General features: G+C 64.9%; 15 protein-coding genes. 11 read left to right on the plus strand and 4 right to left on the minus strand.

The window, feature by feature from the left end:
- The first annotated feature begins 136 nt into the window (after positions 1–136).
- From ABWP89_RS07755 to ABWP89_RS07775, 5 genes are all read left to right on the plus strand, one after another.
- Positions 137–1429, plus strand: a complete 1293-nt coding sequence (locus tag ABWP89_RS07755) for an acyl-CoA dehydrogenase family protein (protein ID WP_353228386.1) — start codon at positions 137–139, stop codon at positions 1427–1429.
- A gap of 138 nt (positions 1430–1567) precedes the next feature.
- Positions 1568–2659, plus strand: a complete 1092-nt coding sequence (locus ABWP89_RS07760) for a Zn-dependent alcohol dehydrogenase (RefSeq protein WP_353228387.1) — start codon at positions 1568–1570, stop codon at positions 2657–2659.
- 93 nt (positions 2660–2752) lie between these two features.
- Complete coding sequence (locus ABWP89_RS07765) at positions 2753–3832, plus strand: phosphotransferase family protein (protein WP_353228389.1); 1080 nt, start codon at positions 2753–2755, stop codon at positions 3830–3832.
- A gap of 71 nt (positions 3833–3903) precedes the next feature.
- Complete coding sequence (locus ABWP89_RS07770; RefSeq protein ID WP_353228390.1) at positions 3904–7257, plus strand: DUF3857 domain-containing protein; 3354 nt, start codon at positions 3904–3906, stop codon at positions 7255–7257.
- Positions 7258–7433: 176 nt separating this feature from the next.
- Positions 7434–8150 carry a hypothetical protein gene (locus ABWP89_RS07775; protein WP_353228391.1) on the plus strand — a complete coding sequence of 239 codons (717 nt, stop codon included), beginning with the start codon at positions 7434–7436 and terminating at the stop codon, positions 8148–8150.
- On the opposite strand, the gene ABWP89_RS07780 is transcribed toward ABWP89_RS07775, so the two are convergent.
- Complete coding sequence (locus ABWP89_RS07780; protein ID WP_353228392.1) at positions 8121–9671, minus strand: amidase; 1551 nt, start codon at positions 9669–9671, stop codon at positions 8121–8123. The genes ABWP89_RS07775 and ABWP89_RS07780 overlap by 30 nt on opposite strands.
- Positions 9672–9857: 186 nt before the next feature.
- Here ABWP89_RS07780 and ABWP89_RS07785 point away from each other — a divergent pair, with 186 nt between their 5' ends.
- Positions 9858–10040 carry a hypothetical protein gene (locus tag ABWP89_RS07785; RefSeq protein WP_353228393.1) on the plus strand — a complete coding sequence of 61 codons (183 nt, stop codon included), beginning with the start codon at positions 9858–9860 and terminating at the stop codon, positions 10038–10040.
- A gap of 43 nt (positions 10041–10083) precedes the next feature.
- Here the strand turns inward: ABWP89_RS07785 and clpB are convergent, their stop codons facing one another.
- Positions 10084–12663: an ATP-dependent chaperone ClpB gene (gene clpB / locus ABWP89_RS07790; protein WP_353228394.1), complete on the minus strand. Its 2580-nt coding sequence runs from the start codon at positions 12661–12663 to the stop codon at positions 10084–10086.
- Between the two features lie 160 nt (positions 12664–12823).
- Between clpB and ABWP89_RS07795 the strand changes: the two genes are divergently transcribed.
- Genes ABWP89_RS07795 through ABWP89_RS07810 form a run of 4 tightly spaced genes read left to right on the plus strand, consistent with a single transcriptional unit; the run spans position 12824 to position 15237 of the window.
- Positions 12824–14212, plus strand: a complete 1389-nt coding sequence (locus ABWP89_RS07795) for a phenylacetate--CoA ligase family protein (protein WP_353228395.1) — start codon at positions 12824–12826, stop codon at positions 14210–14212.
- A complete protein-coding gene (locus tag ABWP89_RS07800) occupies positions 14209–14571 on the plus strand; it encodes a hypothetical protein (RefSeq protein WP_353228396.1) in 363 nt (120 codons plus the stop codon). Before ABWP89_RS07795 ends, ABWP89_RS07800 begins: the two co-directional genes overlap by 4 nt.
- Positions 14568–15086: a hypothetical protein gene (locus ABWP89_RS07805; protein WP_353228397.1), complete on the plus strand. Its 519-nt coding sequence runs from the start codon at positions 14568–14570 to the stop codon at positions 15084–15086. Before ABWP89_RS07800 ends, ABWP89_RS07805 begins: the two co-directional genes overlap by 4 nt.
- Entirely contained in the window at positions 15031–15237 is a 207-nt protein-coding gene (locus ABWP89_RS07810) for a hypothetical protein (RefSeq protein WP_353228399.1), read from the plus strand. The genes ABWP89_RS07805 and ABWP89_RS07810 overlap by 56 nt, the downstream gene beginning before the upstream one ends.
- A 27-nt stretch (positions 15238–15264) precedes the next feature.
- Here ABWP89_RS07810 and ABWP89_RS07815 read toward each other — a convergent pair whose 3' ends face one another.
- The gene (locus tag ABWP89_RS07815; protein WP_353228400.1) at positions 15265–16914 is read right to left on the minus strand and encodes a M28 family metallopeptidase; all 1650 of its coding nucleotides are present in this window, start codon (positions 16912–16914) and stop codon (positions 15265–15267) included.
- A gap of 177 nt (positions 16915–17091) precedes the next feature.
- On the opposite strand from ABWP89_RS07815, the gene ABWP89_RS07820 reads away from it, so the two are divergent.
- Positions 17092–19941 (plus strand): M16 family metallopeptidase, encoded by a 2850-nt coding sequence (locus tag ABWP89_RS07820; RefSeq protein ID WP_353228401.1) that lies wholly within the window; start codon positions 17092–17094, stop codon positions 19939–19941.
- On the opposite strand, the gene ABWP89_RS07825 is transcribed toward ABWP89_RS07820, so the two are convergent.
- Complete coding sequence (locus ABWP89_RS07825; RefSeq protein ID WP_353228403.1) at positions 19925–20647, minus strand: arylesterase; 723 nt, start codon at positions 20645–20647, stop codon at positions 19925–19927. The genes ABWP89_RS07820 and ABWP89_RS07825 overlap by 17 nt on opposite strands.
- Positions 20648–20694: the final 47 nt, after the last annotated feature.

Genomic DNA, 20694 nt, shown 5'->3' on the forward strand with positions numbered 1-20694 from the left:
TTGGCAAATGGCTTGATCTGTTGCCGCCCATCGCGCACATCGTTTAACCGATAGATTAAACACCACTGGGATTCGGCGCCGCACAGGCGCGCACCGCGATAAGGCCCGGACCTGCCGGGCGCATTGGAGAGCACAGATGGATTTCGATCCGACCGAACGGCAACTGTACTGGCGCGACCGTGTGCGCGATTTCATCGAGGCGCGCGTCCGGCCACGCATGGGCGATTACAAGGCGGAACAGCTGTCGGGCGACCGGTGGAAAGTGCTGCAGGTGATCGAGCAGGAAAAGGCCCGCGCCAAGGAGGCCGGCATCTGGAACCTGTTCATGCCGCCGCGCAATTCGGGCCATCACCACGTTGATGACACCTTTGAATTCGAAGGACCGGGGCTGACCAATCTGGAATATGCCATCTGTGCCGAAGAAATGGGGCGCATTGCCTGGTCGAGCGAGGTGTTCAACTGCGCCGCGCCCGATACCGGCAATATGGAAGTGCTGCACCGTTACGGCACGCGCGCACAAAAAGACGAATGGCTGGAGCCATTGATGAACGGGCGCATCCGTTCGGCGTTCCTGATGACCGAGCCACAAGTGGCCTCGTCCGACGCCACCAATGTGGAAACTTCGATCGCGCGCGATGGCGACCATTACGTCATCAACGGGCGCAAATGGTGGTCATCGGGGCTGGGTGATCCGCGGTGCAAGATCATGATCGTCATGGGCAAAACCGATTTTGCCGCCAAGCGCCATTCGCAGCAATCGATGGTGCTGGTGCCCACCGACACACCCGGGGTCGAAGTGATCCGCCACCTGCCGGTGTTCGGGTTCGACGATGCACCGCATGGCCATATGGAAGTGCGGTTGAACAATGTGCGCGTGCCGGCGGAAAACATCCTGCTGGGCGAAGGGCGCGGGTTTGAAATCGCGCAAGGCCGGCTCGGGCCAGGCCGCATCCACCACTGCATGCGTTCGATCGGTGCCGCCGAAGAAGCAATTGGCAAGATGGCACGCCGGCTGCAAAGCCGTGTGGCGTTCGGCAAGGCGATTTCCGAACAATCGGTGTGGGAACAGCGCATCGCGATGGCGCGCATCGACATCGACATGACCCGATTGCTGTGCCTGAAGGCTGCCGACATGATGGACAAGGTCGGCAACAAGGCCGCCGCGGCCGAAATCGCCATGATCAAGGTGCAGGCCCCCAACATGGCGCTGCGCGTGATCGACGATGCGATCCAGGCGCATGGCGGTGGCGGGGTGTCCGACGATTTCGGTCTGGCGCAGTCCTATGCCGGGCAACGCACGCTGCGCCTGGCCGATGGTCCGGACGAAGTGCATTGCCGCGCAATCGCGCGCATCGAATTTGCGCGCCATACCGACAAGCCGGGCGACAAGACCGATTTCAGTTCGGGGGACATCGGGGTTTCGCGCTAACGCAGCGGCCCCTTCCCCTCCCCCGTTCATCCTGAGCCTGTCGAAGGATGCGCGCGCACATGGCCCGACCATCAGCGCGTGTGCTTCGACAAGCCCAGCATGAGCGGACGTGTAAAAAATTGGACAAGGAATCCAAAGATGCGCGCTGCCGTTCTGCAACAAGCCGGGACCCCGCTGGTGATCGAACAGCTGTCGATCGCAAAGCCCGGCCCGCACGAAGTGCTGATCCGCACCCACGCCTGCGGGCTGTGCCATTCGGACCTGCATTTCATCGAGGGGACTTATCCGCACCCGATGCCCTGCGTCGGCGGGCACGAAGCGGCCGGCGTGGTCGAAGAAGTCGGCAGCGAAGTGCGCATGGTCAAAAAGGGTGATCATGTGGTCACTTGTCTGTCGGCGTTTTGCGGCCACTGCGAATTTTGCGTGACCGGCCGCATGGCGTTGTGCCTGGGCGCGGAAACGCGACGCAGTGCCAGCCAACCGCCGCGCCTGACGCGCACCAGCGATGGCGCGACGGTCAACCAGATGCTCAATCTGTCGGCCTTTGCCGAAATGATGCTGATCCACGAACATGCCTGCGTGGCGATCAACCGCGACATGCCGCTCGATCGCGCGGCGGTCATCGGCTGTGCGGTCACCACTGGCGCAGGCACCATTTTCAACGCCTGCAAGCTTACCCCGGGTGAAACCGTGGCCGTGGTCGGCTGCGGCGGGGTGGGCCTGGCCACCATCAACGCGGCAAAGATCGCGGGCGCGGGGCGGATCATCGCCGCCGATCCGATCGCGGAAAAGCGGGCGCTGGCGATACAGCTCGGCGCGACCGACGTGATTGATACCAACGACGCCAATGCCGCGCAACAAATCGTGGAAATGACCAAAGGCGGGGTTGATCACGCGATCGAGGCGGTCGGCCGTCCGGCATCGGCCGCGCTGGCGGTGGCCAGCCTGCGGCGCGGCGGCACCGCGACCATCCTGGGCATGATGCCGCTGGCCGAACGCGTCAGCCTGAGCGCGATCGACCTGTTGTCGGGCAAAAAGCTGCAGGGCGCGATCATGGGCGCCAACCGTTTTCCGGTCGATCTGCCGCGGCTGGTCGATTTTTACCTGCGCGGCCTGCTCGATCTGGATGCGATCATTGCCGAACGCATCCCGCTGGATGACATCAACGCCGGTTTTGACAAGATGAAGGCCGGCCATTCCGCGCGTTCGGTAATCGTGTTCGATCAGTAATGCCGGGGTGCGATGACAGAGACTGATCGAATTTAAAGCCCTCCCCCTCAGGGGGAGGTGCTGTTTGGGTCTTGTACAACCGAGGATGCCAGCATGACCACCACACCCGTGATCGACGCGCAGGCTGCGTTTACCGGCACCGTCGCGCCCGAAGGGGATGACCGGCTGGACCAGGTCGCGCTGACTGCATGGTTCGAAGCCAATGTTGCCGGGTTTGCCGGGCCGCTGTCGGTTTCAAAATTCAAGGGCGGGCAATCCAACCCGACCTATCGTATCGACGCGCCAACCGGCCCTTACGTGTTGCGGCGCAAACCACTGGGCAAACTGTTGCCATCGGCACACGCGGTCGATCGGGAATACAAGGTGCAGGCGGCGCTGTCGGCCACCGGTTATCCGGTCGCGCCGCAATTCGGGCTGTGCACCGATGATGCGGTGATCGGATCATGGTTTTACGTGATGGGCTGTGTCGATGGGCGCACGATCTGGGACGGTGCGATGCCGGGCGCCACGCCCGCATCGCGCGCCGCGCATTATGACGCGATGGTCGATACGCTGGCCGCGCTGCACGCGGTTGATCCGGTGGCGGTGGGCCTGGGCGAATATGGCAAGCCGGGCAATTATTTCGGACGGCAGGTCGATCGCTGGACCAAGCAATACCGTCTGTCGGAAACCGAAACGATGCCGGAAATGGAACGGCTGATCGAATTCCTGGGCGCGACGCTGCCCGAACAGACCCGCACCAGCATTGTCCATGGCGATTACCGCATCGACAACCTGATCTTTGCCGCCGATGCCCCGCGCGTGGCGGCGGTGCTCGATTGGGAATTGTCCACTTTGGGTGATCCGCTGGCCGATTTCACCTATTTCTGCACCGCCTGGGCGCAGGACAATGGCGGCCGTTCGGGGGTGCGCGATCTGGATCGCACGGCGCTGGGCATTCCCGAACTGGACGACGTGGTCGCACGCTATTGCACAGCCACCGGCCGCGATGGCCTGCCGCAGATCGACTGGTATCTGGCCTATAACTTTTTCCGGCTGGCGGCGATCATCCAGGGCATCAAGAAACGCGTGATCGACGGCACCGCATCATCGGCGCATGCCAAGGCGATGTCCGAACGCGTGCAGCCGCTGGCTGTGCTGGCGCTGAACCACGCGGTGCTGGCCGGGGCCTGAACCACCGCTGGACGAACCCGCCCGCAACGCGTTAAGCTGTGTGAACAGTCGCGCGAGGGTCCCCGTCGCTTATGCTCCGTTCCACCGTTATGCTGGCCGCCGCTGCCGCATTGGCAACAGTGCCGGGCGCCGGTCTTGCGCAGACCGCCGCGCCATTGGCGATGGCGGCAGCCACTCCGGTACGCCCGGTCATCGCGCCGCCGGCAGAATGGGTGCTGCCCGCCGCGATCCCGCCTGCGCCCGACAAAGTCGATGGCGCCGCAGTGGTGGACTTGCTGCTGGACCAGCAGGTGCACCTGATCGACGGTGGCCTGGCCAGTTATCGCGCCAACGTGTTTCGCATCGCCACGGCGCAAGGGCTGGATTCAGGCGCGTTGCAACTGAACTGGGACCCCAGTCTGGAGGTGCTGACGCTGCACCACTACCGCGTGGTGCGCGACGGGCGGACGATTGATCTGCTGGGCGATGGATCGCGCGTGCAAGTGGTGCGCCGCGAAAAGAACCTGGAAAACGCCACGCTCGATGGCGAATTGACCGCATCGCAACAACCTGAAGACTTGCGCGTGGGCGATGTGATCGACGTGGCCTATACCATCACGCGCCGCGATCCCGCCACCGGCGGGCGGATCGGTGGCATGTATGGCCCGCAGGATGGCACACCCTATGGCCGTTATCGCCTGCGCGTCAGCTGGACGCGCGGCCGCCAGGTGCAATGGCGCGCGGCGCCGGGCGCGGTGCAACCAGTGCTGCACGAACTGGGCGCACAGACAGAGCTGGTCAGCGACACCACCAATCTGGCAACCAGACGGGCGCCATCGGGCGCGCCGTCGCGCTATGACCTGGTCAATCTGGTCGAGGTGAGCGAATTTGCCGATTGGCCGGCGGTGTCGCGGCGGTTTGCCGCGCTGTTCGATGCGGCTGTCACGATCCCGGCGGAATCATCGCTGCATGCCGAAATTGTGCGGATCGCCGCCCTGACCCCCGATCCGCTGCGCCGCGCCGAACTGGCATTGGCGCTGGTGGAAAACCAGGTGCGCTATTTGTTCATCGGCATCAACGATGGCGGCTATGTCCCCGCGCCCGCCGACCAGACCTGGCAGCGCCGCTATGGCGACTGCAAGGGCAAGACCGCGCTGCTGATCGCCTTGCTGCACGGGCTGAACATCGATGCACGCCCGGTGCTGGTCAACACCAGCAATGGCGATGCCACCGCGCACCGTTTGCCGACGATGGGCGGGTTTGACCATGTCATCGTGGAGGCACGGATCGGCGGCAAATCATGGTGGCTGGATGGCACCCGGCTGGGCGATACGCGCATCGACCGGCTGGAAATGCCCAATTATATCGTCGGCCTGCCGGCAACGGCGGCCGGCAGCGGGCTGATCGCGCTGGTACCGCCCGCGCCGCTGGCCCCGCGCAGCGTGATCAGCCTGACGCTGGATGCCTCTGCCGGGATCGAGGCGCCGGCGTCGGCCAGCGCCGAAATGCGCTTTCACGGCGAAGATGCCGCAGTCACGCGCATGAAATATGCCGGGCTGTCGGCCGCCGATCTTGACCGCGAGCTTAAACGGCGCTGGCGCGAAACCTATGATTTCATTACCCCCGATACCGTGACGGCCGTCGCCGAGGAGCCGGGTGGCGATTATGTGCTGACCATGCGCGGGCATGCCAGGATGGACTGGTCTGCCAGCGGCACATCGCGCTGGTACGAGCTCGATCGTGCGCGGGTGGGGTGGAAATTTGATACCACCCGCGATGGCGAACTGACCCCCGATGCGCCGTTTGCCTTTGATCATCCCCAATGGTGGGCCAATCACGAGGTGATCGTGTTGCCGCAAAAGGGCGAAGGGTTTGCATTGCAGGCCAGCAATGTCGATCGCACGCTGGGCGGGCTCTATGCCTTTCACCGCAAGGTCACGATCGACCATGGCGTGGTGACGATGGACAACGACACGCGCTCGCTCCAGTCCGAATTGCCCGCTGCCGAGGCCGATCATGTGCGCGCGGGCATGCAGGAACTGGCCGCCGCTGGCGTGTTCATCCGTCTGCCCGACAGCTATCTGCACACGCCCGCCGATTTTGCCGCGCTGGCTGCCGATCGGCCTGCGCTGGCCCGCGCGCATATGCAGAACGGCGCGATCCTGCTTGACCGCGGGGACAGCGCCGGCGCCGTGGCCGAAGAACAGGCCGCGTTGTCGATCAACGCCAATCTGCCGATGGCGCATGGCGTGATGGCGCTGGCGCTGGCGCGCGGCGGCAAGGACGATGCCCGTGCACTGGCAGAGGCCGATGCGATGCTGGCCGTCCGCCCGCCCGCCCCCGGTGTGCGCATCGATGGTGACAAGGCGCCGGATGTGCCGACCTGGATGGCCTGGTCGGCGCGTGGCACCGTGCTGTGGCGCAAGGCCGATTGGGCCGGGGCACTGGCGGCGTACAACCGCGTGCTGGACACCCACCATAACGATCTGAACGCCTTGATCAGCCGCGGTTCGGCGCAAGTGGCGCTGGGCCACTGGGCACAGGCGCTGGCCGATTTCGATGCGGCACAGGCCATCGCGCCGGGATTGTCGATTGATTGGCAGCGCGGGGTTGCGCTGGCCGGGCTGGGCCGCACCGATGATGCGCTGGAGGTGGTCAATGCCGCGCTGACCAGGGCGCCCGATGACCGCCAGCTGCGGTCGTTGCGCATTGGCATCCGCGAACAGACCGGTGACCTGGCCGGCGCGCTGGCCGATGCCGACGTGCTGCTGGCGCATGACCCGGTCGCGTCGGACTATCTGGTGCATGCCGGACTGCTGCCGGTTGGCGATACCGCAGGGCGTGAGGCGGATATTGCCGCTGCGCTGAAACGCGATCCCGCCAATGCGCCGGCGTTTCTGCTGCGTGCGCAGGGCGCGATCGCCACCGGGCACTATGACACCGCGGGCGCGGCGCTGGCCGCCGCCGAACGGTTAAAGGGTGACGCCATGGCGCTGACCAGCCTGCGGCTGGACCTGCTGGCCAAACGGGGGGAAGCCGCCGCCGCGCTGAAACTGGCGGACGACACGATCGCGCACCATCCCGCCGACCCCAAGGCGCTCAATCTGGTGTGCTGGTTCAAGGCGACGCGCAATGTCGCGCTTGATACCGCGCTGGCCGATTGCGATGCGGCGCTGAAACTGGCGTCGGGCAACCCGGCCTATCTGGACAGCCGGGGCCTGGTCCGCCTGCGCGGTGGCGATGCCAAGGGCGCGATCAGCGATTATTCCGCCGCGCTGCGCCAGTCGCCCGACCAGATCGCGTCGTTGTATGGCCGCGGCATCGCCTATGCGCGGCTGGGCGACCGCAACCGCGCGCTGGCCGACCTGTACCGCGCACGCAGCACCCGGCCCGAAATCGACACGATCTGGGCCGATTACGGCGTGACGCCGCCGGCGGGGTTTTGAATGTGACGCGAAAGCTCAATTCACGCCAAATTCGAAGAGATCGGCGTTAACCAGCGCGCTTATTCTGTTTTCCTGGAACCCACCTGCCTTTAGCCTTTTTTCGGGGTCACTTTGTCGGTGGCGCGCTTCAGGGGGCAGTCTGGATGGGGTGGATCTTGCGTTTGTCGGGCGCCTGCATGGCGTTGCTAGCGGCAACAACCGATGCCGGTTTTGCGCAGGATCTGGCGATGCATCCGGCACCCGCCCCGATCGAAGTCACTGCGGGCCAGGAGTTTTATTCGAAAACGCTGGCAACCGACGTCCAGGCCTATCGTTTGGGCCAACCGTTCAAATCCAGCATGCCCGGGTCAATGGGTTTCCCGTTCAACTTTGCCATCGACAGCGACATGCTGGTGCGCAGTTATGTCAGTGCCACGGGCTGGGTCTATTTCGTGCCGCCGGATCACATGTTCCGCGCCTGGCACAGTCTGCTTGGCTCGGTCATTCGCGGGCGGGACAGCGTGGGACTGCGGGTTGGTCCGGCCGGGCAGATGGAATGGTTTGTCGACAACGCGTCTTACACGCGATCGAACACGGTGTGGACGCGTCCGTTACGGCCGACCGACCCCGTGCCGACGCCGTTTGCCCCTGCGAATGGCGCGCAGTCCGGGGGATCGGGCGAACGGTTGATCTATATGGGCCTGACCGAGGGCAACCGCGCCAGGGTCCGTTTTGAAAAGAACACCCCCGGCGACGCTTTGCACGACACCTTCACGTTTCCGCTCGACCAGGATGGCAAGGGCAACGGGGCGATCGATGGTATTGAATTTTCGATGGAAACCACGCCAACCCACGCCAAAATCACGGTGCTGAACGCACCGGTTTCACATACCGGCGGGCCGCCGCGCCAGTAAATCCCCGGCCGCCGCCTCATAGGCCGCCGCCGCGGCCAGGCACGTTGCCTCGGCATGCACCGGCGCCACGATCTGCACGCCCATCGGCAGGCCGGTCGCGCTGAACCCGGCGGGCACCGCCAGCGACGGACAGCCCGCCAGCGTAACAAGGCACACCGCCTGCATCCATTCGTGATAGGATTGCATCGTCTTGCCGCCGACCACGGTGGGCCAGTGCTGTTCGACCGGGAACGGGAACACCTGCGCAGTCGGCACGATCCAGTAATCAAACTTGCGCAAATGCGCGGCCACCGCCCGGCTCCATGCGGTCTGCACCGCCGACAGCGCGGCAATGTCATAGCCCGACAGCGCAAACCCGCCTTCGATTTCCCACAGCGCCTCTGGCTTTAGCAGCGCGCGTTTGGCGGGATCGTCGTACAACGGCAGCATGCCGCTGCCGTTGTGCCAGTGGCGCAGGCCGACGAATGCGCGCCACGCATCGGCCACCGGGAAATCGGGATTGGCGGTTTCAACATGCGCGCCCAGCGCGGCAAAGCGGTCCAGCGCTGGCTGGCACGCCGCCAGCACGCCAGGGTCAAACGGCACCGCGCCGCCAAAATCGCCCGACCAGGCGATCCGTTTGCCCTTCATCGATTCGGGCTGCACCGCGCGCAGGGCCGCGCCGCTGCTTTCCATCGACAGCGGCATGCGTGCGTCCCACCCGGCCATGACCGACAGCAACAGCGCCAGATCGCCCACGTTGCGCGCCATCGGCCCGGTCACCCCGGGCGACGGAATCCAGTCGTCGTGTCCTTCGGATGGAATGCGGCCGATGCTGGTGCGAAACCCGAACACGCTGTTCCACCCCGCCGGGTTGCGCAGCGATCCACCATAATCGCTGCCATCGGCCAGCGGCAGCATATGCGTGGCCAGCGCGACCGCAGCACCGCCGCTGCTGCCCCCGGCCGACATGGCCGGGTTCCACGGGTTGCGCGTGACACCCCATACCGGGTTGTAACTGTGCGACCCCAGGCCAAATTCGGGCGTGTTGGTCTTGCCCACAAAGTTTACCCCGGCGCGGCGCAACCGTTCGGCCACCATGCCATCGTGCGCGGCGATATTCCCCGCCATCAACGGCGTGCCCATGGTGAACGGCAGCCCGGCCACCGGTTCCAGATCCTTTACCGCATGCGGCAACCCGTGCAGCGCGCCCAGCACCGCGCCGCTGGCCACGGTGCGATCGGCCAGCACGGCATCGGCCATAATGGCTTCGCGCGTGCGCATGCCGACAATGGCGTTCAGGTGCGGATTGACCGCGTCGATCCGATCGAGAAACGCACGTGTGACCTCCACCGCCGAAACCTGCCGCGCGGCGATCGCAGCGGCAATCGCGCGCGCGGTCCAATCGGTAATCGGGCCCGTCGGCACCGCCGCCGCGCCGGCGCTGCGCCGCGTGATCAGCGCCGCCGCCACTGCCGACAGCGCAATCAGCGAACGGCGCGACAGGCGTGGCCGCGACGAAAAGGGGAAGGCTTTGTCCATGCCCGCATCTCACCGCGCCCTGCCCGCAATGGCAAGCCGTGGCGAAAAAAAAGGCGCGCAAGACCGCATTTTCCCCTGCATGGCATCGCGCAATTCCGTAGCCGTTCATGCACCGTGCTGTAACGTGATCGCGTCAAAAGCGAGTCTCGACCCGGATCGCGGGTCTGCCCGTTATCGGATCGCGCCATGACCATCAGTTTTCATCAGTTCACCAACGATGATGATGTCTGCCTGCTGCAGGCGGCGGTGCTGATGCAACAGGCGCTCGACCTGCTCGACCTGGCCGGCGAAGCACGCGCGGCAATCCATTTGCAACACGCGTTCGACGTGCTGGCAATGCGGCTCCCGGATTTTGGCGAACCCCACTGATCGCCAGCAGGGTTCGCCCAACCATCATCCCATCGCCAGTGCCTTAGCCGACCAGAAACGTCAGCGCGCCGTCGCCTTCGTCGATATCCACTGTGCTGCCATCGGGCACTTCGCCAGCCAGCAGTTTTTCGGCCAGCGGGTCCTGCACATAGCGCTGCACCGCGCGTTTGAGCGGGCGCGCGCCATAGACCGGGTCATAGCCCACCCGGCCCAGCCAGCGTTTGGCGGCATCGGTCAGATCGATGGTGATCTTGCGATCGGCCAGCAATTTCGCGACGCGCGCCACCTGCAGTTCGACGATCGGCGCCATGTGCGCCTGCCCCAGCCGGTGGAACAGGATGATTTCATCCAGCCGGTTGAGGAATTCGGGGCGGAAATGCGCGCGCACCAGTTCCATCACTTGCGGTTCGACGCTGGCGACATCCTGCCCTTCGTCCAGGTTGGCCAGGTACTGGCTGCCCAGGTTGCTGGTCAGGATGATCAGCGTGTTGGTGAAATCCACCTGCCGCCCCTGCCCGTCGGTCAGTCGCCCGTCATCGAGCACCTGCAACAGCACGTTGAACACATCGGGATGGGCCTTTTCCACCTCGTCGAACAGCACGACCTGATAGGGCCGGCGCCGCACCGCCTCGGTCAGCACGCCGCCTTCGTCATAACCGACATAGCCCGGGGGCGCACCGATCAGCCGGCTGACACTGTGCTTTTCCATGAATTCCGACATGTCGATGCGCACCATCGCGTTATCATCATCGAACATGAAACCGGCCAGCGCCTTGGTCAGTTCGGTCTTGCCAACGCCGGTGGGGCCCAGGAACAGGAAACTGCCGAGCGGCCGGTTGGGGTCCTGCAACCCCGCCCGCGCGCGGCGCACCGCCTTTGACACCGCGACCACCGCCTGCGTCTGGCCGATCACGCGTTTGCCCAGCGCGGCCTCCATGTTCAGCAGTTTCTGCCGTTCCCCCTCCAGCATGCGATCGACCGGAATGCCGGTCCAGCGGCTGACCACGCCGGCAATGTCTTCGGCGGTTACTTCTTCGCGCAACAGCGCGTTCTTTGACTGGCTTTCCGCCTCGGCCAGCTGCTTTTCCAGATCAGGAATACGCCCATAGGCAATTTCCCCGGCGCGACCGAGGTCCCCGCCGCGCTGCGCTTGTTCCAGTTCGATCCGCGCGGCATCCAGCGCTTCCTTGATCTTGCCTTCGGCAGCGATCTTGTCGCGTTCGTTCTGCCAGCGCGTGGTCAGTTCGCTGGAGCGCTGTTCCAGGTTGGCCAGCTCTTCACGCAGCGCGATCAGCCGGTCTTTCGACGCGGCATCGCTTTCCTTTGACAGCGCCATATCCTCGATTTTCAGCTGGATGATCCGCCGGTCAAGGTTTTCGATCTCTTCGGGCTTTGATTCCATTTCCATGCGGATGCGGCTGGCGGCCTCATCCATCAGGTCGATCGCCTTGTCGGGCAGAAACCGGTCGGCGATATAGCGGTTGGACAGCGTCGCCGCGGCCACGATCGCGCCATCGGCGATGCGCACGCCGTGGTGCAATTCGTACTTTTCCTTGATCCCGCGCAGGATCGAAATGGTATCCTCCACGGTCGGTTCGCCGACAAACACCGGCTGAAACCGCCGCTGCAGCGCGGGGTCTTTTTCAACGTATTTCTGGTATTCATCCAGCGTGGTGGCGCCGATGCAATGCAGTTCGCCACGCGCCAGCGCGGGCTTCAGCAGGTTCGACGCATCCATCGCGCCCTCGGTCTTGCCCGCGCCAATCAGCGTGTGCATTTCATCGATGAACAGGATGATTTCGCCCTCGGCGCCCTTCACTTCGTCCAGCACGGCCTTCAACCGTTCTTCGAATTCACCGCGGTATTTGGCGCCCGCGATCAGCGATCCCATGTCCAGCGCCATCAGCCGGCGGTGGCGCAGGCTTTCGGGCACATCGCCATTGGCAATGCGCAGCGCCAGGCCTTCGGCAATCGCGGTTTTGCCAACGCCCGGTTCGCCGATCAGCGCGGGGTTGTTCTTGGTGCGGCGGGCCAGGATCTGGATGGTGCGGCGGATTTCCTCATCACGGCCGATGACCGGATCAAGCTTGCCCGCGCGCGCCGCCTCGGTCAGGTCGCGCGCATATTTCTTCATCGCGTCATAGGCGTTTTCGGCGCCGGCGCTGTCGGCATTGCGCCCGCCGCGCAGCGCGGCAATCGCCGCCTCCAGCGCGGGCGCAGTGACATTGGCGGCCTTCAGCGCGGCACCGGCGGCAGTGGTGGTGGCCAGCGTCAGCGCCACCAGAATGCGTTCGACCGTGACATAGCTGTCGCCCGATTTGGTGGCGATCTGTTCGGCCTGATCCAGCAGGCGCACGGCATCGTTGTCGAGGCCTGGCGAATTTTGCGCGCCCGACCCGCTGACCGCAGGCAGTTTGGCGAGCGCCTTGTCGATTTCGGCCTGCGCGATCGCGGGATTGCCGCCGGCGCGGCTGATCAGCCCGCTGGCCATGCCTTCGCTGTCTTCCAGCAGGACCTTCAACAGATGATCGGGGCCGATCCGCTGGTGGTTCAGCCGGATGGCGAGCGTAAGGGCAGCCTGGATAAAGCCTTTGGCGCGATCGGTGAATTTTTCGAGGTTCATGGGGCGAAACTCCTTCTTTGACCTCCAAAGTAGTGTGGCATTTTCGCCACACAAGGACATAGGTCAAATTTCCCGCCAGAACGTTGTTGCTGGCCGGGCAGAATGTGGGCAGTTTCGGTTTTGCGATTGATGCGGGAAGATCGGGCGGTTGCTGTAAACAATGCAATTTAGATCAGCCATTCCCGCCGCAACGTTCCCCGCCATCCTGACCGGACGCGCGGCAGAATTGATGGCGTTGCAACGTCAGTATGACGAAAGCCAGTTCTGGCCGATCGAACAGATGCAATCGGTGCAGTTCACGCAGCTTTCCGCACTGCTTGACCATTGTGCACACAACGTTCCGTTTTATGCCAAACGGCTGCGCAGCGTCGGGATCGATCCTGCCCGCCCGATAACCGCGCAGGACTGGCGGCGCATGCCGATCCTGACCCGGGTCGACGTGCAGGAATTGGGCGACAGGCTGCATGCGCGTGCCATCCCGCCCGGTTTTGGCCAGGTCTCCACGATTGCCAGCGGGGGTTCAACCGGCGTGCCCGTGCGCGTGCGCAAAACCGCAGTCGATGGCTTGTTGTGGGAATCGATCAATATCCGTGAAGAACTGTGGCACCGTGACCGGCCCGATGCCGATATGGTCCGGCTGCGCGGGGTGCCCGATGGATTGCCAGCGGAAATGGCCGCCGCCGCCCGATCCAGCGACGGGCTGATCCTGCCCGACTATGGCCATCCATCGGTGCAGCTGTGGAAAACCGGGCGGCTGGGGGTGCTGAGCCCAAAGGTGCCGGTTGCCGACCAGGTTGCCTTTTTGAACAAGCTGCAACCCGGCTATATGATGATTTTCCCGTCGTATCTGCGGCTGCTGATATCCTTTATCCGCGACACCGGCACCCCGATCAGCCCGATGCGGGCCGTGTTCACCATGTCCGAACAGGTCAGCGATGAACTGCGCGAAGATTGCCAGTCGGTGTTCGGCTGCAAGATCGTCGACAATTACAGCAGCGCCGAAACCGGCTATATCGCCCTGCAATGCCCGCAGACCACCAATCTGCACGTGCAGTCCGAAATCGTGCTGACAGAGGTGCTCAACAGCGATGGAATGCCGTGCCAGCCCGGCGAAATCGGCAAAGTCGTGCTGACGCCGCTGCACAATTTTGCGATGCCATTGTTGCGCTATGCCATCGGCGATGAGGCAGAGGTGGCAGAACCCTGTGCCTGCGGTCGCGGGCTGCAGACGCTGAAGCGCATTGTCGGTCGCGAAGAAGACTATCTGGTCTATCCCAATGGCGAACGGACGCGCGCGCACCTGTCGCATTATCGCCTGTCCAGAATTCCGCCGGTCCGCGAATTCCGGCTGGTCCAGCGCAGTCATACCGAACTGGTTTTGCAACTGGTGGTGTCACGAGCCCTGACCGATGGCGAACGGTCAGAGATCATGGCGATCATGGCGCTGGCATCCGGCGGCCATTTTGCGACCGACATTGAAATCGTGCCCGAACTGGACCGCACGGCCGTTGGAAAATTGCGTGCCTTCAAATCCGAAATCACCCGGTGAAACGCGGGCCGGTAGCGCCATCACAGCCGTTGTGGGTGATCACATCGTACTACAATCCGGCGCATTATCGCCGGCGGTTGCAGAATTTTCGCGCATTCCGCCGCAATCTGGCGGCGCCCTTGCTGGTGGTCGAACTGGCGCCGGCGGGCCACGGACAGTTGCACGATGACGATGCGGATATGGTCGTGCGCCTGAACGGTGATGATCGCATCTGGCAAAAGGAACGCCTGCTCAACCTGGCCGCGTCGCTGTTGCCGCCGCATGTCGAATATGTCGCCTGGGTCGATGCCGATATCCTGTTTGCCGATCCGCACTGGGCTGACGCTGCGCGCGCGGTGCTGACCGGGACGGCGGGATGATGCAGCTGTTCGACACCGCCGTGCACCTGCCGCCCGACATCGATCCGCAGACCATCACCACCGCACAGTGTGCCGAACACACGCCGCTGCTGAACGGCATTTCGATCGCCCGTGCGGTGCGCGAAGGGCAGATGGAGCGGATGGAGCAGGATTGGGCACGCAAAGGCCGGCGGCTGGAAACAACGGCAGCCAGCTATCACGTGCTCGGCTTTGCCTGGGCGGCGCGGCGCGACACCTTTGTGGCGAGCGGCCTTTACGATGGCAACGTGATCGGCGGCAGCGATTCGGTCGCGGTGTTTGCCACGCTCGGGCAGCTGGAAACCTGCTGGATCAACCGCCCTTATACCGAACCGCACAAGGCGCATGCGCGGGCCTGGGCCGATCGTGCGCGCCGGGCCGGGCTGTTCGCCAGCCTGAACGACCTGCCGCAGACCGCCTGGCACCCTGTGGCACGGCACGATGGCGGATCGCAACTATGCGGGCCGATACCGGATTCTGGTCGATCACGGTTATGATCCGCAGCGCGATCTGGTGCAGGAACCCGGCCAGCCCCTGCGCTGGGCAAAACCCGACCATCCGCTGGCAAAGGCGGTCGGCGACTATTTCTTTGCGCGCCGCGAAGATGGTGAGCCAACAGCGGGCAAAGCCCAATCCACTGGTGGTTAAGCCGTCTTTTCCTGCACTGATACCCCCTTACGGCTTTGGCGCGGTGGGCGCGGCGGCGGCGTATTCGTGGCCAAAGAAATCGCCCTGATACCAGCGCGGGGCCTGATCGGCATTGGCCAATCCCTCCACAATATGGGTGTTGACCCGCGCGAACAGCGCGCCGGCCTGCCAATCGAACGGCAGCGACAGATCATCGCCCGGCTGGTGATAATGGTCCTTCAAAAAGGCGCGGAACTGCTTTTCGCCTTCTCCGGTAAAGCCCGGCACCATGAACACCGATGGAATCCCCTGCTGCACAAAGCGGAAATGGTCGGACCGGGTAAAGATGCCCTCTTCGGGGATCGGATCGGGTGACAGCGCAATGCCGTCGCGCTTTGCCGCTGCCGCAACAATGGGACCCATGCTGGAATGCTGCGCGCCGAACGCCACCACGTCAGAAAAACGGTACAGCAGGATCGGCATGTCGAAATTGACATCGGCGATCATCGTGCCGGCCGCCGGCAGTGGATGGCGCGCCAGATAGTCCGACCCCAGCAAGCCGGATTCCTCTCCGGTCAAGGCCGCAAACAGCACCGAACGGCGCGGATGGCTGGGCGATGCTGCCAGCGCGCGCGCCGATGCCAGCATGGTCGCCACCCCGGCGGCGTTGTCCATCGCGCCGTTATAGATGGCGTCGGCGCCTTTGCCGCCCGCACCCAGGTGGTCCAGATGCGCGCTCAGCACCACGGTTTCCCGCGCCAGCGCGGGATCGCTGCCCGGCAGCAGCGCCACCACGTTTTCGGTATGGATATCGCGCCATTCGTTGATCGAAACGATCTGCGCCGCAGCCTTAAGCTCAAACCCGCGCGGCCGCCCGCCAGCCTGATCTGCCGCAGCCAGCACGCCATCCAGCGGATGCCCGGATGCGGCAAACAGCGCCGTGGCGACATCGGGGTGCAGCGTGACCGAAGCCTTGATCCCGCCCGCCCGCACAAACGCCTGGCCGTCGCTGCCGACCCAGCCGCGCGATGGCCGGCCTGCGGATTCGATCAGGCGTTCCCACGGCATGCGTTTGCGGTCCTGCAGCGTCTGCACGGTGATCACCGCGACCGCGCCACGCTTCATCGCCATGACCGCCTTTTCCGAACCGAGGAACGCCCCCAGTTCGCTGTCCGTGCCCTTGGGAAATCCCGACAGCACCACCACGATCTTGCCGCGCACATCGATCCCGCGATAATCGTCAAAGCCCAGATCGGCGCGGTCCAGGCCATAGCCGGCAAACACCAGCGGCGCTTCGATCATCAGCGCCCGATCAGTCAGGCTGGCGCGCAACAGCGCCTGGTCCGCCGCAATCGGCATGGCCGCCCCACCATACGTCAGCTTTACCGCTGACGCCGCCCCGCGACGCGCCTCTCGCATGACAACCGGCTGGTACCAGCTGCCATCAGGGCCGGCAGGTTTCAGCCCCAGCGCCTGAAACCGCGTGGCAACAAAGCGCGCGGCGATATCAAACCCCGGCGTGCCCGGTTCCCGCCCCAGCAGCAGGTCGTCGGCCAGAAAGGTGACATCGGCCTGCACCGCAGACGCGGGGAATGGCGGTTCTTCGGCACGGAGCGCGGGCGCTCCCAGCAAGGCCAGCGCGGACGCTCCCAGCATGGCCAGCGCGGCTGACAGGACGATCCGGGTGGTGGCAGTCATTCAGGGCCTCGTATCTGCTGTTGGTCGAAAGACCATCGCAAGTCCGGCCCGGCGCTGTCAAACCCCAAGGTTGGTAATCCCTTTGGGGACAATCCACGGGCTGGCACGGTTTGGGCTCTGTTCATTGCCGGTCTGGTCTGAAAGATACCATCCTTCGATCTTGCACACGGGAATTCCATGCGTCGCTCCATCCTGCTTGCCTCCGCCCTGTCCACGGTTTCACTGGCGCTTGCCCCGATCGGCGCCGCGCATGCTGCACCACCCCCGCCAGCCCCGGCACCGGTGGCCGATCTGGTGCGGGGGATCGACATTCCCTATGACCGGTTCACGCTGCCCAACGGGCTGACCGTGCTGGTGCATACCGACCGCAAGGCGCCGGTGGTGGCGATATCGGTGTGGTATGCGGTGGGATCAAAAAACGAACCGCGCGGGCGCACGGGTTTTGCGCACTTGTTCGAACATCTGATGTTCTATGGCTCCGAACATGTGCCCGGCAATTTCATGAACGGGCTGACCGAACTGGGCGCGACCGATTACAACGGTACCACCTGGCTGGACCGCACCAACTATTTCGAGACGGTGCCGACCGTGGCGCTTGACCGCGCGTTGATGATGGAAAGCGACCGCATGGGCTGGCTGCTGCCATCGATGACCCAGGCGCGGGTCGATGCGCAGCGCGCGGTGGTCAAAAACGAAAAGCGCGAAGGCGACAACCAGCCCTATGGCCTGGTGCAATACGAACAGTCGGAAACGCTGTATCCCGCCGGGCACCCCTATCACCATTCCACGATCGGATCGATGGAAGACCTCGACAACGCATCGCTGGACGATGTGAAGGGCTGGTTCCACGACCATTACGGCCCCAACAACGCCATCCTGGTGCTGGCCGGCGACATCGACCTGGCCACTGCCAAGGCCAAGGCCATGACCTGGTTTGGCGCGATCCCGGCCGGGCCGGTGGTGCGGCCGGTCAGCGCGCCAGTGGTGCCGCTGACGGCACCGGTGGTCAAAACCATCCACGATCAGGTTGCCACCACGCGCGTGATGCGGATGTGGGCGGTCCCCGGCCTCGACAATCCGGATTACCTGCCGTTGCAGATCGGCGCGACAGTGCTGGGCGGGCTGTCCAGCTCGCGGCTGGCCGACCAGCTGGTGCACGGGCGTGAACTGGCGAACGACGCCGGCGCCGATACCGAGGTGTTTGCCCAGGGCGCGCAGTTCATCGCCACCGCCGATGTCAAACCGGGTGGCAATGCCGCGGTGGTGGGCGCCGCGCTGGATGGCGAAATCACGCGGCTGATCGACGAAGGCCCGACCGCAGACGAATTGCAGCGGGCGACGATGGCCTATGTCAGCCGCACCATCCGCGCGCTCGAATCGGTCGGTGGTTTCAGCGGCGTGGCGCCGACGCTGGCGCAAGGGCTGCTCTATTCAAACGATCCGGCGCAATACCGCCACGAACTGGAACGCGCGGCGCAGATAACCCCGGCCGACGTGCGCGCGGTGATGGCCAAATGGCTGCGCAACCCGGCCTTTGCGCTGACCATCGTGCCCGGTGCGCGCACCGCAGGCGGCGAAAGCCGCGGTGGCGATGCCGCGTTGCCTGTTAGCACCCCGCCCCCGCCGCCACCGGCAAGCCTGACCGCCAACGGTACCGGCGGCGATCGCACGCATATGCCTGCCGCCGCCGATGTGGCCGCGCTGCCATTTCCGACGATCGAACGCGCGACTTTGTCCAACGGGATAAAGGTGGTGTTTGCCCGGCGCAGCGCGGTGCCGGTGGTTACGGTACGGCTGGCCTTTGATGCCGGCTATGCCGCCGATCCGGTCGATGCGCGCGGGACCGCGGGCCTGCTGCTGAAACTGATGGATGAAGGCACCACCACGCTGACCGCGACCGACCTGGCGCGTGCGCGCGAACGGCTGGGCGCATCGATCAGCGCCACCTCTGGCCCCGACCAGACCGCCTTTCAGCTTGACGCGCTGGTGCCCAACCTGGGGGCGTCGCTGGCGCTGCTGAGCGATGTGGTGCGCCATCCCGGCCTGCGCCCGGCCGATCTTGACCGCGTGCGCGGCCAGCAGTTGTCGGCCATCGATGCCGAAGTGCAGGACCCGGATGGCGCCGGGCTGCGCGTGTTGGGCCCGGCGCTGTATGGCCCGAACAACCCCTATGGCACATCGCCCAGCGGGTCCGGAACAAAGGCAGTGGTGGCCCGCCTGACCCGCGCAGACCTGGAAAACTGGCATCACGCCTGGCTGCGCCCCGATCGTGCCACGCTGCTGGTGGTGGGTGATACGACGCTGGATGCGGTGCGGCCGCTGCTGGAAAAAAGCTTTGGCGACTGGCAGGGCTCGGCTGGCCCGGCGCCGGCCAAATCCTTTGCCGGCGCGCTGCCGCCCCCGCGCGAACGCGTGCTGCTGGTTGACCGGCCGGGCACGCCGCAGGCGCAGATTGCCGGTGGCCAGGTGCTGGACGCCACGGGTTCGGATGATCTGCTGGCGCTGCGCACCGCCAACGATGTGCTGGGCGGAACCCCAGTCGCCCGGTTCAATCAGAACCTGCGCGAAGCCAAAGGCTGGTCCTATGGCGTGTTTACCGGTGTGTCAGAGCGCGAACACAGCGCGACATTCCGCATTTACGCCCCCGTGCAGACCGATCAGGCCGGGCCCTCCATTGCCGAGATGCGCAAGGAAATCAGGGACTATATCGGCGCAAAGGGTACCACGGCGACCGAACTCGGCCTGGCCGCCAAGGGGTCTGCGCGCGGATTGCCGGGCGAGTTTGAAACATCGGGCGCCGTGCTCGATGCAATTGGCAAGATCGTGCAATACCACCGCCCCGATGATTATTACACGCGCCTGCCCGACCGCTATCGCGCGATGACCCCCGCCGATCTTGATACCGCTGTCCGCGCACGGATCGATCCGGCGCGCATCGTGTGGGTGGTGGTGGGTGACGCCGCCAAGATCCGGCCGCAGCTGGCCGCACTTGGCCTGCCGGTCGAAGAGGTCAAGGTGCCGGAATAGGCTTGATCGCCGCCTGCAGCGCGGCGGCCACGGTCGGTTTGGTGGCTTTGACGATCGCGGCCACGCCGGCGCGGTTGGGGTGGATGTGGTCGTCCAATTGCAGCGCATTGTTGCCGACCACCGCGCTCATGAAAAACGGCACCAGCGTTGCATGATGCGCGCGTGCCAATTGCGGCCAGATCGGGTTGAACGCGGCGACATAATCGGCGCCCAGGTTGTGCCCGGCCAGCATGCCGGTCAGCAGCACGGGAATGTGGCGCGCTTCGATACCGGCGATGATCGCGTCAAGATTGGCGCGGGTTTGCGCCGGCGGCAGGCCGCGCAGCATGTCATTGCCGCCCAGCCCGACCATCACCAGCGCCGGCTTTTTGGGCTGGTTGTCCAGCGTGAAGGCCAGCCGTTGCAGCCCGGCGGCAGTGGTATCGCCCGATACCCCGGCGTTGACCACGCGCGCGGGCACGCCATCGGCATTCAATGCCGCCTCCAGCTGCGCGGGATAGCTGTCGTTGGGGTCGAGGCGGTATCCGGCATAGAGGCTGTCGCCGAACGCCAGAATCACCGGGTCATCGGCCGGCACAGGCGTACGCGGGCTGTTGGGCGCCGCTGCGGTCGGATTGCCGACCAGCGCGGCATCGGGCGCCGCGCCCTCTCCCTCTGGCGCGGGCGGCGCGGCGTGGCATGCGGCCAGCGCCAGACAAGCGGTCATCACAATCGACATTCGGGGGGAAAGCATGGGCGGCCTTTGCGGGAACT

The organism is Novosphingobium sp. (assembly GCF_040398825.1).
Taxonomy (GTDB): Bacteria; Pseudomonadota; Alphaproteobacteria; order Sphingomonadales; family Sphingomonadaceae; genus Novosphingobium.

What these genes read in the sequence shown, in the direction of transcription:
- ABWP89_RS07755 (WP_353228386.1), top strand. Translation starts at nt 137, where the DNA reads ATGGATTTCGATCCGACCGAACGGCAACTGTACTGGCGCGACCGTGTG.
- ABWP89_RS07760 (WP_353228387.1), top strand. Translation starts at nt 1,568, where the DNA reads ATGCGCGCTGCCGTTCTGCAACAAGCCGGGACCCCGCTGGTGATCGAA.
- ABWP89_RS07765 (WP_353228389.1), top strand. Translation starts at nt 2,753, where the DNA reads ATGACCACCACACCCGTGATCGACGCGCAGGCTGCGTTTACCGGCACC.
- ABWP89_RS07770 (WP_353228390.1), top strand. Translation starts at nt 3,904, where the DNA reads ATGCTCCGTTCCACCGTTATGCTGGCCGCCGCTGCCGCATTGGCAACA.
- ABWP89_RS07775 (WP_353228391.1), top strand. Translation starts at nt 7,434, where the DNA reads ATGGCGTTGCTAGCGGCAACAACCGATGCCGGTTTTGCGCAGGATCTG.
- ABWP89_RS07780 (WP_353228392.1), bottom strand. Translation starts at nt 9,671, where the DNA reads ATGGACAAAGCCTTCCCCTTTTCGTCGCGGCCACGCCTGTCGCGCCGT.
- ABWP89_RS07785 (WP_353228393.1), top strand. Translation starts at nt 9,858, where the DNA reads ATGACCATCAGTTTTCATCAGTTCACCAACGATGATGATGTCTGCCTG.
- clpB (WP_353228394.1), bottom strand. Translation starts at nt 12,663, where the DNA reads ATGAACCTCGAAAAATTCACCGATCGCGCCAAAGGCTTTATCCAGGCT.
- ABWP89_RS07795 (WP_353228395.1), top strand. Translation starts at nt 12,824, where the DNA reads ATGCAATTTAGATCAGCCATTCCCGCCGCAACGTTCCCCGCCATCCTG.
- ABWP89_RS07805 (WP_353228397.1), top strand. Translation starts at nt 14,568, where the DNA reads ATGATGCAGCTGTTCGACACCGCCGTGCACCTGCCGCCCGACATCGAT.
- ABWP89_RS07810 (WP_353228399.1), top strand. Translation starts at nt 15,031, where the DNA reads ATGGCGGATCGCAACTATGCGGGCCGATACCGGATTCTGGTCGATCAC.
- ABWP89_RS07815 (WP_353228400.1), bottom strand. Translation starts at nt 16,914, where the DNA reads ATGACTGCCACCACCCGGATCGTCCTGTCAGCCGCGCTGGCCATGCTG.
- ABWP89_RS07820 (WP_353228401.1), top strand. Translation starts at nt 17,092, where the DNA reads ATGCGTCGCTCCATCCTGCTTGCCTCCGCCCTGTCCACGGTTTCACTG.
- ABWP89_RS07825 (WP_353228403.1), bottom strand. Translation starts at nt 20,647, where the DNA reads ATGACCGCTTGTCTGGCGCTGGCCGCATGCCACGCCGCGCCGCCCGCG.